Source organism: Cystobacter fuscus, assembly GCF_044360685.1.
Taxonomy (GTDB): Bacteria; Myxococcota; Myxococcia; order Myxococcales; family Myxococcaceae; genus Cystobacter; species Cystobacter fuscus_C.
In genome coordinates this window covers 10444649-10457142 of record NZ_CP043491.1, presented here as the reverse complement: position 1 = coordinate 10457142, position 12494 = coordinate 10444649, and the positions used below count along the sequence as shown (strand labels likewise).

Below are 12494 nucleotides of genomic sequence, written 5' to 3'. Positions count from 1 at the left end.
CGCGTTCACGCCGCGAATCCGGCCGGGGGGGCTCAGCGCGTCTGGCGCCGGTGCACGCCCTGCTCGCTCAACTTCCGGGCGAGGTCGCGCGCGGCCTCGAGCTCGAACGGTTTGCGGATCCACAGCAGATCCGCGCGGCCCACGCGCTGGGCGACTTCATCCCGGGAGATGTCGGAGAAGGCACTGCAGATGGCCACCTCCAGCCGGGGATCCTTCTCCAGCATGTGCAGGATGGTCTCCAGCCCGTCCCAGCCGGGCGGCATGCGCATGTCGACGAGGGCGAACGTGTAGGGCCGGTCCTCCTCCAGGGCGCTGATGACCTTCTGGTAGCCCTCCATGCCCTGCGAGGCGGTGTCGATGGCGAAGCCCGCGTCCGTGGGCGCGGCGGGCGGGGTGGCCCCGAAGAGCTTCTTCTCCAGGTGATCCAACGACGAGGGGGCGGTGCGGGTCCCCAGCACCCGGCGCCAGACCTTGAGGATGGCCGGGTCATCGTCGACCACCAGGATGCGCCGCTGGCCCTGCCCCTCCGTCCTGGGCCCGCTCGACGCGGTCGGCGGACGCACCCCCGCGCCCGGGAACCCGGGAGGGGAAGCGGCCATCCAGGCGAATGGATCGGGGCGCCAGGGGGGCGGAGCCGTCGGGGTGCTGCTCATCGGCATTGGGTTGTCCTCCCAGCCATTCTACGTGGGTCCGGGAAAGGTGGAAGACACCGCTTTCATGCTCCTTCCCCTTCCAGGGGGCCGGAGGGCACTTGCGGTGTCCGGGGTCCGTGGGGAGACGGAGAGGCCGGGCGAGCGGTGGACGTCCAGGCCCTTTCTCATGGCTTGCAGATCGTCGTGGTGTCCGAGTCGCTCAGGCGCTGGCAGTTCGGCCGCACCTCGTAGCACTCCTTGTTCGTGGAGCAGCGACGCACGCACACCTGTTCGTCCGGGTGGCAGAGCTCGGAGTCGAGACAGTCCTGGTCTCTCCGGCACGACAGGTCCATGTCCGCCAACCCGCAGGCCGCCCCCAGCATGCCCAGCGCGCTCAGGGCGACCCTCCTCCACGCCATCGTCCGAAGCTGCATGCTCGACTTCCTCCCGAGGGGCCGCTGTGCGCGGGGCGAACACCTCCGCCGTCCCGCGCACCGGCCGGGTCTTCTGCTTCCCGGTCCCGTCCGCGGTAGCCCGCCGTTCTCGCACACCTCGCCGCCCAAGTCTTCGGGGAATCCCCGGCTGCTCGATTCCCGAGCCGCCTTGGGAGAAGACAAACATGCCCACGCGGGGAACTTTCCCGTGGCACGGGCCGGCCACCGCGTCAGCGGATGTCCGGGTGGAATGTCCTACTTTGTGCCGTGCCGAACCACATGGAAACCCCAGCGTCTCCTCGGATCCTCTCGAGGGCGCCCGCGCGGGCTCCCACCGGTGCCTTCCATGGAGCGGGGCTCACGGCCGGGGAGCGTCGGGAATCCAGGAGCCGTGGATGCCGCCGGGCACCCACGGCAGCTCGATGGTGGCGAGGGGGCGCGCGGTGAGGTCGGTGGCATCCAGCACGAGCAGCTCGGCGGCGCCGCGGCGCGGCTCGTTGACGACACTGAGCAGGTAGCCCTCGTCCTCGCCCGTGGCGCCAGCGGCCGGCACGAACACGGCTTCGCCAGGCATGCGTCCCGGGCCCATCGGGTGGAGCTGCCGGCGGCCGGTGCGCTGGTCGTACTTGACCAGCGCATGCTCCGCGCCCTCCGTCGCGGGGAAGCTGACCGCGTAGTCGTAGCGGTGGGCGCGGCCGTGCCAGTCATTGTTGAGGGTGGGGAACTCGGTGACGAGATCGTCGGTGCGCTCCTCGCGGACGGTGCCGGTGGCCAGGTCGAGCGTCCAGCGGTGCTTGTGCGCGTGCGAGACGGGAGCGGGTCCGTGCCCGGGGCGGTTGGCCCACCAGCTCGAGGATTCCAGCCAGCCCGTGCGGTCCAGCCGCGGGCCGTCCACCACGACGCGTCCCTGTCCGTCCTCGTAGGCGTTGGCGAGGTGCAGGACATAGCCCGGTTCGACGCCGAACCAGCGCACCTGGGCGGGCACGTCCCGGCGCATCAACCCGATGCGCGCCGGGTAGTCGTCGCTCCACTGGTAGGGCATCCCCGTCGTGTCCTCGGGGTCGAAGATGACCGGCAGGTCCAGCCACACCACGTAGTGCTCGGTGATGGCGAAGTCGTGCATCATCGACGGGCCCACGCCGGGGATTTCCTCGCTGCGCACGAGCCGTCCGTCCGCCGAGGCCACGTGGTAGGTGAGATAGGGCGGGAACGGTGAGTAGCCGTAGAAGTGCAGCTCGCCCGTGGCGGGGTCCACCTTGGGGTGCGCGTTCATCGCGGTGGTGAGCTTGCCCGCGAAGTCGTAGGCGCCCAGCGTGTCCAGCTCCCGGTTCAGCTCGAAGGGCAGGTTGGCCTCGCACAGCGCGAGGATCCTCCCCGCGTGCTCGATGACGTGGGTGCCCGCGGTGCTCGCGGTCAGATCCGGCCCTCGGGGCGTCAGGTACGGCTTGCCCTCGAGCGCGGGGGTGCGCACCCAGCGGTTGCGGTACCACTCGGCACGGCCCTCCCGCAGCCGGATGCCCTGGACCATGCCGCTGCCCTTGAACCAGTGCACCGGCGTGACGCCCGGCAGGGGGTTGTGGCTGTTGCGCAGGAACCGTCCCGTCAGCTCGGGCGGCAGCGCCCCCCGCACGCGCAGGCCCGTCGCGGTGTGCTCCTCGGAGACCGGGGCGAAATGGCCCGAGAGGAATGTCGGGGAAGAGGGCGGCTCGGCCAACGGGACGCGCTCGTGAACCACGGAGGACCGCGAGGGGACGGGACGCATGACGGCTTCCTTTCAGATGGCGTGGGTGCCAGGGTGATGCGGTGAGTGGGTGATGCTTTTGTTATAGCGTATAACTGTCGTGTGGGGCCGTTGCAACCTTCGCGGAGGCGTTTCGTTGGACAGGGGGGCGGGCCCGCGGGCTTGACTCGGTGGCGGAGGGAGACGAGAGAACTGGCCCATGACGCAGCCGCCTCTCACCCCCCGCCAGCGCTACCGTGCCCAGACGGCCGAGGAGGCCAAGCGCATCGCATCCCGCCAGCTCGCCGAGGGAGGACCTGGCGCCATCTCGCTCAATGCCATCGCCAAGGAGATGGGGCTCACGGGTCCGGCGATGTACCGGTACTTCGCGAGCCGCGACGAGCTCCTCGCCGAGCTGGCCACCGACGCCTACAACGACCTGGCCGACGTGTTCCAGGCCGCCATCGGGCAGGAGGAGTCCCCGTCGCCCCGGGCCCGGCTGCACGCCCTCGCCACAGCCTGGCGCAAGTGGGCCCTGGCCCAGCCCCACCGCTATCAGTTGCTGTTCGCCTCCGCCGCCGGCTCGGGCCGGGCCGTGCCCGAGCGGACCATCCCCGCCGCCCACCGGACGATGGCGCTCCTCTTCGAGGCGCTGCTCCAGCCGCTGTCCGCGTCTTCCTCGAGCGCCGAGCCTCCTGCCGCGCTGGAGCGTCAGCTCGAGCAGTGGGTCGGGAATCGGCCCGGTCCGAAGGTGGAGGGCCGGGTGGCGCGGCTGGGCCTGCTCTTCTGGACCCGGCTGCATGGTCTGCTCAGCCTGGAGCTGCTGGGCCACTTCGACGTCATGGGCATCGATCCCGCCCTGCTCTTCGAGGCGGAAGTCGATGCCCTGGCGGGCGGCGGCGGCGGCGAGGAGGCTCCGCGCCGGCCGAGGAAGCGCTAGTCGCCCACCGCGGGGGCGCTACAGGGTCGCGTTCAGCTCCAGGATGGGGAGCTTGGGCGACATCACGTCCGGGTATTTGATGCCCGCGCCGGTGTTGAGCAGGAGCACGCGCTGGCCCGCGTCCAACCACCCCTCGCGCAGCAACTGGCGCGCGGCGCCCACGAGCGCGGCGCCCTCGGGGCAGATGAAGGCGCCCTCCTGGCGGCTGATCTGCTCCAGGCCCCACAGCGTGTCCGCGTCGGACACGGCCACGCAGGTGCCGCCCGTCTCGCGCACCGCCTGGAGCACGAGGAAGTCCCCGAGCGCCTTGGGCACGCGGATGCCCTGCGCCACCGTGGACGCGTTCTCCCACTTCTCCGAGACGTCCTTGCCCTCGCGGAAGGCCTTCACGATGGGCTGGCAGCCCTCGGCCTGCACGGCGACGAGCTTGGGAAAGCGCACGCTGTCCGGCAACCAGCCCAGCTCGCGCATCTCCAAGAGTGCCTTGTAGATGCCGATGATGCCCACGCCGCCCCCGGTGGGGTAGAGGATGACGTCGGGCAGGCTCCAGCCGAGCTGCTCGGCGATCTCGTAGCCCATCGTCTTCTTGCCCTCGATGCGGTAGGGCTCCTTGAGCGTGGCGGCCTCGAACCAGCCGTGCGCCTTGGCCGAGCGGCCCACGATGGCGCCCGCGTCGGTGATCTGCCCGCGCACCATATAGGCGTGAGCGCCCACGGCCGTGGCCTCCAGCACGCTCATGGCGGGCGCGTCCGTGGGCATGACGAGGGTGACGGAGATGCCCGCGCGCGCGCCGTAGCTCGCCCAGGCGCCGCCCGCGTTGCCGTTGGTGGGCATGGCGAGCGCGGTGACCCCCAGCTCCTTCGCCCGGCTCACTCCGGTGGCGGCGCCCCGCGCCTTGAACGAGGCGGTGGGGTTGAGCCCCTCGTCCTTCAACCACAGGTCGGGCAGGCCCACGGAGGCGCCCAGCCGGGGCAGGGGAAACAGCGGCGTCATGCCCTCGCCGAGCGTGATGAGGTGCTTGTCATCGCGCAGCGGCAGCAGCTCGCGGTAGCGCCACAAGGAGGACACGCGGCCGGCGAGGTTCGCGGGGCGCACCGCGCGGGCGGCGGCCTTCAGGTCATAGCGCACGAGCAGCGGTCCGCCGCACGTGCACAGGTTCTGCAACCGGTCCGCGTCATGGGTCTGGTGGCAGCGCGAGCACTCGAGGTGGGAGAGGAAGGACATGGCCGCGTCTTATTCCCTTCCGGCGCGGATCTCGAACTCCGAGGAGAAGGTGGCCCCGGGGGCCACGCTCAGCAGCCCCTCGCCGGTGCGGAGCGCGCCGCCGGGCGCCGTCCACGGCTCCACGCAGACGAAGTCCCGGCCCGTGATCGTCCACACCACCACCGTGCTGAAGCTCTCGCTCCAGGAGAGCACCACCGGCCGCAGGCCCGGACCGCGATGGAGGGTAGTGCCCGGCCGGGAGTGGTCGAGCAGGTGCATGTCCACCTCGGTGCCGGTGAGGTCCAGGCCGGAGAAGCTCACGGGTGCCCCGGTGCGGTTGTCCCAGGCGCGTGTGGCCTCCGTGTCGAGCCGCGTGACGGCCTTGTTCGCCTGGGGCACGTGGAAGTACGGGTGGTAGCCCAGGTGCAGGGGCATGGGCCGGGTGTCGCGGTTCTCGGCGGCGAAGCCCAGGCGCAGCGCTCCGCCCGAGAGCGTCACGGTGAGGCGCGCCTCGAAGCGCCAGGGAAACTCGCGCAGCGTCTGCTCCGAGTGTCCGAGCACGAGCTCCGCGCGTGCGTTCTCCCGGTGGCGCACTTCCCAGGCCAGGTCCCGGGCGAAGCCGTGGCGGCGCATCGTGTAGTCGCGGCCCTCGGCGGGGTAGGTGCCCCCGGGAAGGACTCCGGGAGAGGGGAAGAGCACGGGGATGCCGCCCCGGACGTTCTTGCCGGGGTCGGCCAGGGTGCTCGCGTCGAGGAAGAGCAATTCCTCCCCACCGGCGGCGAAGCGGCTGACGAGCGCTCCACGTTCCGGGACGATCTCGGCGACGCAGTCGCCATCCTTGAGCAGCACCGTGTCCTCCTCCTGCATGGGAGGGCGCGTCCTAGCCCAGGCGCCGCGAGGATTCACGGGGCCTTTGGGCCAAGTGCTTCCCACCCGTCAGCGAGAAGGCGGCGGCATCCGGGGCGGGAGGAAGAGGATGGAGCTCATAGCAGGTGGGGGGCTCGGCGGAAGCGGCAGGAGGGATCGGCCTGCTCGTGGGTCGTCGCCGGGTCGTACAGCCCCGTCCAGCGCGTGTCCGGCGCGGTGCCGGCGAGCCGGGCGTAGACGTCCTGAATCCGCCGTCCCACCGCCTGCCACGAGTCCAACTGCCGCACCTCGGAGAGCGCCGTGCGTGCGAGGCGCTCGCGCAGGGCGGGGTCATCCAGCATCCGGCCGATGGCCCCGGCGAGCGCATGGGCGTCCCGGGGGGGCACCAGCAGGGCGTCCCGGCCATCCTCCAGGCAGTCCACCACGCCCACCACCCGCGTGGAGACGATGGGCAGGCCCGAGGCCATGGCCTCGAGCAGGGTGTTGGAGACGCCCTCCGAGTACGTGGGGAACACGAAGAGATCCCCGCGCCGGTACACCCGGGGCGTGTGCTCGTAGTCGGAGTAGCCCGGCATCTCCACGCGGCCGCCGAGTCCCAGCTCGCCCACGCTCTCGCGCACCGCCTCCTCGTCCGGGCCGATGCCCGACACGATGAGCTTCAGGTCGCGTCCCTGGTCCACCAGCAGGCGCATGGCGTGCATCAGCTCCCTCACGCCTTTCCGGGCATCCACGCGGCCGTGGTAGAGCAGCACGGGCTTGGCGCTCAGCGCGCCGATCGCCGACTCGTCGCGCGGGTGGAAGCGCCGGGGGTCCGTGGCGCCGGGCACGAGGGTGAAGCGCTCCAGGCCGGTGCCGTGGTGGCCGTGCACCTCCTCGGCGAACGAGCGGCTGCCGACGAGCAGCGCCCCCGAGTGCCCCAGGACCGCCAGCATGGCCTGCTTGTGCGTCGTGCAGCAGGTGCCCATCTGGTGGCCATCCCCTCCCTGGATGGACACCACATTGGGCAGGCCGAGCCGTCGGCTCGCCTCCAGCGCCGCGAGCCCACACGGGTAGCCGTGTTGCGCGTGGATGAGATCGAAGGGCCGCTTGCGGTGCTCGCGCTCCACCACCGCCACCATGTCCTCCACGTCTTGCTCGAAGCTGGCCAGCAGGCCGTCGTTGACACGCTGCTCGCCCAGGGACTCGCGGCCCACCACCGTCGCGCCCACCACCTCCGGCGGAGGTCCGTCGCCGTACACCGAGCAGCCCGCCGCGTCGCCGCGGTACTGGCTGACCAGGGTCACGTCGTGACCGCAGGACACCAGCTCCCGCACCAGGTTGAGGGCATAGACGCTCATCCCCGAGATGGCGGGGAAGAAGCGCCGCGTAATGAAACACACCCGCAGTTGATTCCTGCTCATGCGGACATCTCCCTGTTGGAGGGAAGCTGCGACCTCGGTCATTCGAGCGCCTGGGGTACCAGCAGGTGGCCCACGTCCAGCGCCAGCGTGTTGGAGGCGGAGCGCGGGCTCACGACGAGGTGCCTCCGTAGCGGCGCTGGCGCAGCAGGAGCTGGGCGGCGTGACGCTCGGGCTCGCGGTAGAGCGGATAGAGCCGGCCCACGATCGCCTCCGCCAGGCGCGAGTGGAACCAGGCGGGGCCGCCGAGCCGCTCCTCGGCCTCCGGCGTGAGGCGTACGCGCTGGGCGCCCTCGGGCGGCTTGCCCAGGCCCGCGAGCGGATCCTGCCGCGCGAGCAGCTTCGCCACGCCGCGCTCGCCGATGCGGTGGTCGCTCATCGTCTCCACTTCCAGCCCCGGGACGATGACCTTGAGCGAGAAGACGGAGTGCTCCGCGGGCGACATGTCCGCCACGAGGATGTCGAAGCCCGCCTGGGTGAGCTTGCGCACGAGCAGCTCGCCGCGCTGCCGGGCGTCCCCGAGGTTCGGGGGGGTGGGTAGCGAGGTGAAGGGCACCCGGCCGCGCTCGGCGAGCACCCGCTGCTCCATGAGCGAGCGCATCTGGGGCGCGGAGAGCTGGGTCCAGTCGGCCATGGCCTGCAGGGCGCGAGGCTCCTCGTCCTCCAGCTTGGTGTGGGACAGGAATCGGTTCATGTACCCCGGAGGGGCGAGCTTCTCCGCCAGCTCCAGGGAGCCGTTGGCGAAGGCCTTGCGCGTGCGCGACTCCGCGTACTCCAGCAGTGCCTTGTGCAGCGCCCGCTCCCGATCCAGGTCCGCCGCCTCGCCGCACGCCGTGAGGGCCATGGGCTGGTCGCGCAGCACCGGGTCGCGTCCCACCACGTACAGGCTCACCAGCCCGAAGTCCGAGCAGGCCAGCTTCGCGATGACCTCGATGCCCAGGCGCCCGTAGTGCGCGAGCAGGGACTGGAGCTCGGGGCCGAGGGCCGCGTCCTTCAGGTCGAGCACCACGCCTTGATCGAGCGCGCGGGATCTCAGGGCGTTGCCGTCGTGCTGGAACAGCTCGAGGAGGCCGTGGGTCAGGGCCTGCTCGTGGGCGAGGCCCGCGCCCTGACCGTGGGTGATGGGGGTGATGAGGGGCGTGCGGCCCCGGAGCCGACCGCTCCGGGTGGCCACCCACTCCTCGGGGATGAGCACCTTCTCCCCGGTGGTCAGCCGCGTCACCGTCACCCACGTCAGCTCCATGTCCGCGTGGTAGGGGCTGCCCGCGGGGAGGCACAGCTTCAGCGGATCCACCACGCCGGAGGGACCGCGGGTGCGCGCCAGCTCGCGGTAGGTGCCCTTCTCGCGCGCGAGTGCCCGGAGCGCGGCCTCGGTGAAGACGCCCTCGGCCAGCTTCCCGAGCGCGTCGGCCTCGGCCTCCTCCAGGGTGGCGCCGTGGCCATGGGTGGCGAACTGCGTGCCGGTCTTCAGCCGCAGGCTCGCGGCCACCACTGGGATGCCCACGCGATCGATGGGATCCACGCGGAACATCTCCAGCTCGCCGGGCGGAAAGGCCGCGCGGTAGGCCTCACACGCTTCCTGCGGATTCTTCTTCGCGCTCATGACAACTCCTTCAGGGCAATGGTCTGGGGGTGCGGCATGCCCGACAGCAGCCGGTCGAACAGGGCCAGGGCATGGGCACGGGTCAGCACGACTGGAGGGTCGTGCTCAGTGGGAGAGCCCCGCCGCGGCGAGCACCGCGTTCTCGTAGGCCCGCATGGGCCCGTCGTGGATGAACTCCGGGTCCTCCAGCACCCGATCCAGCGTGTCGGCGGCATGGAAGGCGCGGGCCTCGGGCGTGTCGGTATGGGGGAGGATCCGCCGCGCCTCGCGCACGCGGTGGGCGAGCTCGGACGGGAGCGTGTCGAGCACCTGCTCGGTGAGGCGCGCCATGAGGGGCGCCAGGTGCTCCCCGAGCAACCGGTTCCCGTGGCTGCCCGCGTCGGGCAACACGGCGTTGAAGACGTGATGGCTCAACGCGGCCACGAAGGGCCCGGTGGGGTCCGCCTCGAAGAGGGGGGAGACGAGCACCGAGGCGACGGCCACCACATAGCAGTGGTCGGCGTGGCTCTCCGCGGGCAGGAGCACCACCCGCTGCTTGTTGGCGCGGGTGGGACCTGCCCGCGGCTGGCGCACCAGTCGCTCCACGAAGGCGGGAGGCTCGGCGCCCACCCACGTGGAGGCTCCGGCGAGCGCGGTGCGCAGTTGCTCTCGCAGCCCCGCGTCCACGGGCGCCGTCGCGGCCTCGAAGCCACGGCGCAGCACTTCCAGGGTCTGCTCGAGGGAGAGGCCGGCGCGGCGCAGGGCGTCGAAGTCCATGCCCCCCAGCCGCACGGCGCTCAGGGCGAGGGCCGTCTCGCGCAGCGCCAGGGTGGCCGGCGCCTCGCCCGAGACGAGTGCCGCCCACGCCCGGCGGAAGCCGTGGGCGGCCAGCCCATCGGGCAGGTCGGGCGTGCGTACGCGTTTGAGGGCCATCAGCTCGCTCACGAGGGAGCGCAGCTCGGCCAGGCGGTTGGGAACCGGGGCCACTTCCAGCACGGGGTTCTCCATGGCCTAGCCCATCCCGACCATGGCCGTCGTCGCCACGGCACCACCCGGACCGATCCACGCGACTCCCAGACGCTCCATTCCAGACATGAGCCTGTTCCCCCCTGTGGTCACTGCACGGCCGCCCCGTGCGCTTTCCTGTCCGGAACGGATGCCACGCTTTCGAGGCGAGGTGCGTTCAGGTGATTCCTTGTTGCTGGGTCGTTGCCGGGGGCGCGGGCAATGATTTGGCACGTCTTCGTTATGTCACAATCCCTGGAAACCAATACGGCTCCTCGAGACGAGGTCCGGGTCTGAAAGTCAAACAAGGGCTCCTCTCATCCTGTCCCGCGGGGTGGCCCCAAGGTGTGGAAGCGGACGGTGCGAAGGGTTGTCTTTTCGTGACCGCCCGATCAGAGCATGCGCACACGAGCGTGTCCGGCTTGACGGACGGTAGCCCGGTTTGTGTAATCGAGGGTATTGACCTGGAATACGCACTTGAGGGATGCACGGTGTCCTCTCCACGACTTGGAGTGAGCCTCGTGACACCGAGCGGAATCAAACCGTACGAGGGGAAGTGATGGCGAACGACTACCCCCGATTCCGCTTCCGAGGTATTCCCGAAGTCCGGGTTTTGATGTGCCCTGGAGGAATTCAGCGCCCCCAGCGGCTACTGCTCGCGCGTGATGTGTTTCGTATTGTCTTCTACATGCCTCACGATCACCCTGACATCGCGCACGGGGTGAGTCATGCCATCGATTGTTACATGCGAGCCGTGGGGGAGGGGCCCAAGACCATCAATTACGTGAGCCGCTCCTATGACGAGGGCTCCGCCCTGACCGAGGAGCAATGGGGACGGGCGCGCCTTCTCCTCCAGAACACCAGGCGTTGGTCCTTCCCTGATGATTACGAGGACTGGGAGCAGAGGGAAATCGAGAAGCGGCGCTTCGAGCGGGGGCTCCTGTTCACGGGAGGCTCTGGCAGCCGGAATGGCTACGAGCTCGAATACAAGGCCCGTATTCCGTGGCGGCCCGCTCCCGAAACGACCTTCGTGAGCCTGCTCACGGCGACGCTCCCCATCGAGTTCCTCGAGCGGCAGGGGCCAGGGCCCGTGCGTCGGTTGGTGCTCGACATGGCCTCCCAGCTCCGTTTCGCCTCGGGACACGCGGGCTTGGCCTTGCGGCTCTATTGGTGGCTTCCTCGAGAGGATGAGACCCTCCGCGTCGGGCCCCTGCGCTACCCAGGTCTGGATCTCCGCGATGCCTGGCGTCACGAGAATCAAATGGGCTTTCAGGTGGACGGTGTCCACTGGCTCAACTTCCTCGGCTCCCCCGTCCTCACCCAGCTCGGCGGCGCGGAGGCCCTGCGCTCCCGATTGCGGTCGGCCGGGACGACCGTGGTCCCGCTCGACGACGAGCGCGCCGTGGTCTCCCTGGGCGAGCGGCCAGAGGCGGGAGGGCCGGTCACTGGGGAAACCCTTCCCGCCTATCGTGAGCTTGCCCGGGTGCTGGAGCCCTGGCTCGAACCGTTGTTCCTCGGCCCTTCCAGGGACATCGCCGGAGAGGCGCGGTACACCTCGCTCCTGCTCACCGAGGGCGAGGCGCGGCGTTGGTGGAGACGCTTCCTCGACTGAGCTAGCCGAAGAACACCTGGGCGACCTGAAAGAACTCCTGCGGCACCTTCTTGAGCTCGCGCGTGGCCTCGGACAGGTCCACGCTGACGATCTCGTTGCCCCGCAGGGCGGCCATCTTGCCGAACTCGCCCCGGGCCACCATGTCGCAGGCGTGCACGCCGTAGCGCGTGGCGAGCACCCGGTCATGCGCCGTGGGCGCGCCGCCGCGCTGGATGTGGCCGAGCACCGACACGCGCGTCTCGTAGCCCGTGCGCCGCTCGATTTCGTTGGCCAGCAGGGCGCCCACGCCTCCCAGCCGGGGCCGGCCCGCCTCGTCCAGCGCGCCCGAGGTGATGAGCTGCTCCTGGCCCTCGTGCGACAGCTTGATGCGCGTGCCCTCGGCCACCACGACGATGGAGAAGGTCCGCCCGGAGGCATGGCGGTGCTTGATGTGCTCGGCCACGCGCTCCAGGTCCGCGGGCACCTCGGGCACGAGGATCACGTCCGCGCCGCCGGCCAGGCCCGCGTACGTGGCGATCCACCCCACGTGCCGGCCCATCACCTCGCACACGATGACGCGCTTGTGCGACTCGGCGGTGGAGTGCAGCCGATCAATCGCCTCGGTGGCGATGCCCACCGCGGTGTCGAACCCGAAGGTGAAGTCCGTGCCGTTCAGATCGTTGTCGATCGTCTTGGGCACGCCCACGATTCGCACGCCCTCCTGGGACATGCGCGTGGCGGCCGACAGCGTCCCCTCACCGCCAATGGCGATGACGGCGTGGATGTCATTGCGCTCGATGGCGCGCTTGACGCGCTCCAGCCCGTTCTCGACCTTGAACGGGTTGACGCGAGAGGTGCCCAGGATGGTGCCACCCCGGTGGAGGATGCCCGAGGTGGTCTCCCGGGTGAGCCGGAAGTGGTTATCGTCGAGCAGACCCTTCCACCCATCGCGCAGGCCCATCATCTCGAAACCATGGGCGCTCGCGCGGCGAACGACAGCGCGGATGACCGCGTTGAGGCCGGGGCAATCACCCCCGCCCGTGAGAACGGCGACTTTCATGAACGCGACTTCTAGCTCACCTCCCGCGCGAGTCATCCTCGAAGTTGAGGTGAATTCGCCCGT

At 70.5% G+C, this 12494-nt stretch carries 11 protein-coding genes; 2 read left to right on the top strand and 9 right to left on the bottom strand.

Features of this window, described 5'->3' with window-relative positions; all coding sequences use genetic code 11:
• Positions 1–32 precede the first annotated feature (32 nt).
• The 3 genes from F0U63_RS42840 to F0U63_RS42830 form a co-directional block, all read right to left on the bottom strand.
• Positions 33–653, bottom strand: coding sequence for a hypothetical protein (locus tag F0U63_RS42840; RefSeq protein ID WP_395839974.1), 621 nt, complete (start codon positions 651–653; stop codon positions 33–35).
• A 164-nt stretch (positions 654–817) separates the two neighbouring features.
• Positions 818–1066: a hypothetical protein gene (locus F0U63_RS42835; protein ID WP_395839971.1), complete on the bottom strand. Its 249-nt coding sequence runs from the start codon at positions 1064–1066 to the stop codon at positions 818–820.
• A 358-nt stretch (positions 1067–1424) separates the two neighbouring features.
• On the bottom strand, positions 1425–2828 hold the full coding sequence (locus F0U63_RS42830) for a carotenoid oxygenase family protein (RefSeq protein ID WP_395839968.1): 1404 nt from the start codon (positions 2826–2828) through the stop codon (positions 1425–1427).
• Positions 2829–3006: 178 nt separating this feature from the next.
• Between F0U63_RS42830 and F0U63_RS42825 the strand changes: the two genes are divergently transcribed.
• Positions 3007–3726 (top strand): TetR/AcrR family transcriptional regulator, encoded by a 720-nt coding sequence (locus F0U63_RS42825; RefSeq protein WP_395839965.1) that lies wholly within the window; start codon positions 3007–3009, stop codon positions 3724–3726.
• An 18-nt stretch (positions 3727–3744) separates the two neighbouring features.
• On the opposite strand, the gene F0U63_RS42820 is transcribed toward F0U63_RS42825, so the two are convergent.
• The 5 genes from F0U63_RS42820 to F0U63_RS42800 form a co-directional block, all read right to left on the bottom strand.
• Entirely contained in the window at positions 3745–4950 is a 1206-nt protein-coding gene (locus F0U63_RS42820) for a threonine synthase (protein ID WP_395839962.1), read from the bottom strand.
• A gap of 9 nt (positions 4951–4959) precedes the next feature.
• Positions 4960–5796, bottom strand: coding sequence for an aldose epimerase (locus F0U63_RS42815; RefSeq protein ID WP_395839959.1), 837 nt, complete (start codon positions 5794–5796; stop codon positions 4960–4962).
• Positions 5797–5912: 116 nt separating this feature from the next.
• Positions 5913–7196, bottom strand: a complete 1284-nt coding sequence (locus tag F0U63_RS42810) for a glycosyltransferase family 4 protein (protein ID WP_395839956.1) — start codon at positions 7194–7196, stop codon at positions 5913–5915.
• A gap of 109 nt (positions 7197–7305) precedes the next feature.
• Positions 7306–8796, bottom strand: a complete 1491-nt coding sequence (locus F0U63_RS42805) for a YcaO-like family protein (RefSeq protein WP_395839953.1) — start codon at positions 8794–8796, stop codon at positions 7306–7308.
• Positions 8797–8901: 105 nt separating this feature from the next.
• On the bottom strand, positions 8902–9783 hold the full coding sequence (locus tag F0U63_RS42800) for an HD domain-containing protein (RefSeq protein WP_395839950.1): 882 nt from the start codon (positions 9781–9783) through the stop codon (positions 8902–8904).
• Positions 9784–10525: 742 nt separating this feature from the next.
• Between F0U63_RS42800 and F0U63_RS42795 the strand changes: the two genes are divergently transcribed.
• Complete coding sequence (locus F0U63_RS42795) at positions 10526–11392, top strand: type VI immunity family protein (RefSeq protein WP_395839947.1); 867 nt, start codon at positions 10526–10528, stop codon at positions 11390–11392.
• 1 nt (position 11393) lies between these two features.
• Here F0U63_RS42795 and F0U63_RS42790 read toward each other — a convergent pair whose 3' ends face one another.
• Positions 11394–12431 carry a 6-phosphofructokinase gene (locus F0U63_RS42790; protein ID WP_395839944.1) on the bottom strand — a complete coding sequence of 346 codons (1038 nt, stop codon included), beginning with the start codon at positions 12429–12431 and terminating at the stop codon, positions 11394–11396.
• Between the last annotated feature and the right edge of the window lie 63 nt (positions 12432–12494).

What these genes read in the sequence shown, in the direction of transcription:
- F0U63_RS42840 (WP_395839974.1), bottom strand. Translation starts at nt 653, where the DNA reads ATGAGCAGCACCCCGACGGCTCCGCCCCCCTGGCGCCCCGATCCATTC.
- F0U63_RS42835 (WP_395839971.1), bottom strand. Translation starts at nt 1,066, where the DNA reads ATGCAGCTTCGGACGATGGCGTGGAGGAGGGTCGCCCTGAGCGCGCTG.
- F0U63_RS42830 (WP_395839968.1), bottom strand. Translation starts at nt 2,828, where the DNA reads ATGCGTCCCGTCCCCTCGCGGTCCTCCGTGGTTCACGAGCGCGTCCCG.
- F0U63_RS42825 (WP_395839965.1), top strand. Translation starts at nt 3,007, where the DNA reads ATGACGCAGCCGCCTCTCACCCCCCGCCAGCGCTACCGTGCCCAGACG.
- F0U63_RS42820 (WP_395839962.1), bottom strand. Translation starts at nt 4,950, where the DNA reads ATGTCCTTCCTCTCCCACCTCGAGTGCTCGCGCTGCCACCAGACCCAT.
- F0U63_RS42815 (WP_395839959.1), bottom strand. Translation starts at nt 5,796, where the DNA reads ATGCAGGAGGAGGACACGGTGCTGCTCAAGGATGGCGACTGCGTCGCC.
- F0U63_RS42810 (WP_395839956.1), bottom strand. Translation starts at nt 7,196, where the DNA reads ATGAGCAGGAATCAACTGCGGGTGTGTTTCATTACGCGGCGCTTCTTC.
- F0U63_RS42805 (WP_395839953.1), bottom strand. Translation starts at nt 8,796, where the DNA reads ATGAGCGCGAAGAAGAATCCGCAGGAAGCGTGTGAGGCCTACCGCGCG.
- F0U63_RS42800 (WP_395839950.1), bottom strand. Translation starts at nt 9,783, where the DNA reads ATGGAGAACCCCGTGCTGGAAGTGGCCCCGGTTCCCAACCGCCTGGCC.
- F0U63_RS42795 (WP_395839947.1), top strand. Translation starts at nt 10,526, where the DNA reads ATGCGAGCCGTGGGGGAGGGGCCCAAGACCATCAATTACGTGAGCCGC.
- F0U63_RS42790 (WP_395839944.1), bottom strand. Translation starts at nt 12,431, where the DNA reads ATGAAAGTCGCCGTTCTCACGGGCGGGGGTGATTGCCCCGGCCTCAAC.